The organism is Sulfurospirillum tamanense (genome assembly GCF_016937535.1).
GTDB lineage: Bacteria > Campylobacterota > Campylobacteria > Campylobacterales > Campylobacteraceae > Sulfurospirillum_B > Sulfurospirillum_B tamanense.
This window is the reverse complement of the sequence record NZ_JAFHKK010000060.1, coordinates 1-1,311: the sequence shown is the minus strand read 5'-3', so window position 1 is coordinate 1,311 and position 1,311 is coordinate 1. Positions and strand designations below refer to the sequence as shown.

1 protein-coding gene is annotated in these 1,311 nt (G+C 41.2%); it reads left to right on the top strand.

Features of this window, described 5'->3' with window-relative positions; genetic code table 11:
• The first annotated feature begins 59 nt into the window (after nucleotides 1-59).
• Nucleotides 60-1,262, top strand: a complete 1,203-nt coding sequence (locus tag JWV37_RS12600; RefSeq protein ID WP_205460237.1) for an IS256 family transposase — start codon at nucleotides 60-62, stop codon at nucleotides 1,260-1,262.
• The last annotated feature ends 49 nt before the right edge of the window (nucleotides 1,263-1,311 follow it).

Sequence of the window (1,311 nt, the reverse complement as noted above, 5' to 3'; positions counted from 1 at the left end):
GGGACTGTTCAAAATTCTGTGTCAACCTGGTAAAATTTTAAACACCCAAGGATTAACACATGAAGATAGAAGTAGATGTAGAGCAGTTTGCGCGTGACATTAAAGCCGGTAAAGGTATTGGTGGCTCTGATGGAGCCTTGAGCTTTTTGATCAAGCAACTCACCGAAGCTGCATTAGCCGCAGAGATAGACTCCCACCTTGCCCAAGACCTCACTAAAAACAGAAAAAATGGCTACAGTTCAAAAACCATGAAAAGCAGTGATGGCGCTTTTGAGCTTGATGTGCCAAGAGACCGCAATGGTAGCTTTGAACCTGAAATTGTTAAGAAAAACCAAACCACTATGAGTGATGAGATTGAAAAAAAGATACTCTCTTTATATGCTTTGGGCAATAGCTATTCCCAAATAGCCAAACACATTGAAGATATCTACTGTGTAGGCTTCTCTAAAGGGGCCATAAGTGCCGTAACCGATAAAATCCTCCCCATGCTTCAAGAGTGGAGAGTAAGACCGCTAGAGGCGGTCTATCCCTTTATCTTCCTTGATGCCATTCACTACAAAGTCAAAGAGGAAGGCCATTATGTTTCAAAAGCCTTTTATACCGTGCTTGGCGTGCGGGTGGATGGTAAAAAAGAGGTGCTTGGGTTGTATCTTAATGAAAGCGAAGGAGCCAAGTTTTGGTTACAAGTTCTAACCGATTTACAACACCGTGGAGTCAAGGATATTCTTATTGCCTCCGTTGATGGACTTAAAGGATTTCCTGAAGCCATTAACGCTATCTTTCCTGATACACAAGTGCAGCTATGCATCGTGCACCAGATACGTAATTCTCTTAAATACGTAGGTTCTAATAACCAAAAACAATTTGCCAAAGAGCTCAAGGCTGTTTATCAAGCTTTTACCAAAGAAGAGGCTGCGCTTGAACTGGATAAGCTTGAAGAGAAATGGGGTACGAAGTATCCTATTGTCTTTCAATCGTGGAGAAGAAAGTGGGAGAATTTATCTGTTTATTTTCAGTTTCCCCAAGAGATTCGCAGGGTCATCTATACCACCAATATCATTGAATCAGTCCATCGCCAATTTAGAATGCTCACCAAGACTAAAGGAGCATTTCCTAATGATGAGAGTTTACTGAAGCTACTGTATATGGGGATTTTAAATGCACAACAAAAGTGGACAATGCCTGTTAGAAACTGGTCGCTCACCCTCTCTCAACTTGCTATTCATTTCAATGGCAGACTAGATGAGGCTTTAGGTTTATGATACAATTTTAGGAATTATCTGATGCTGACACAGAATATTGAACGCTACC

Bases quoted from the DNA above. Each gene is read 5' to 3' on its own strand.
- JWV37_RS12600 (WP_205460237.1), top strand. From the start codon at position 60: ATGAAGATAGAAGTAGATGTAGAGCAGTTTGCGCGTGACATTAAAGCC.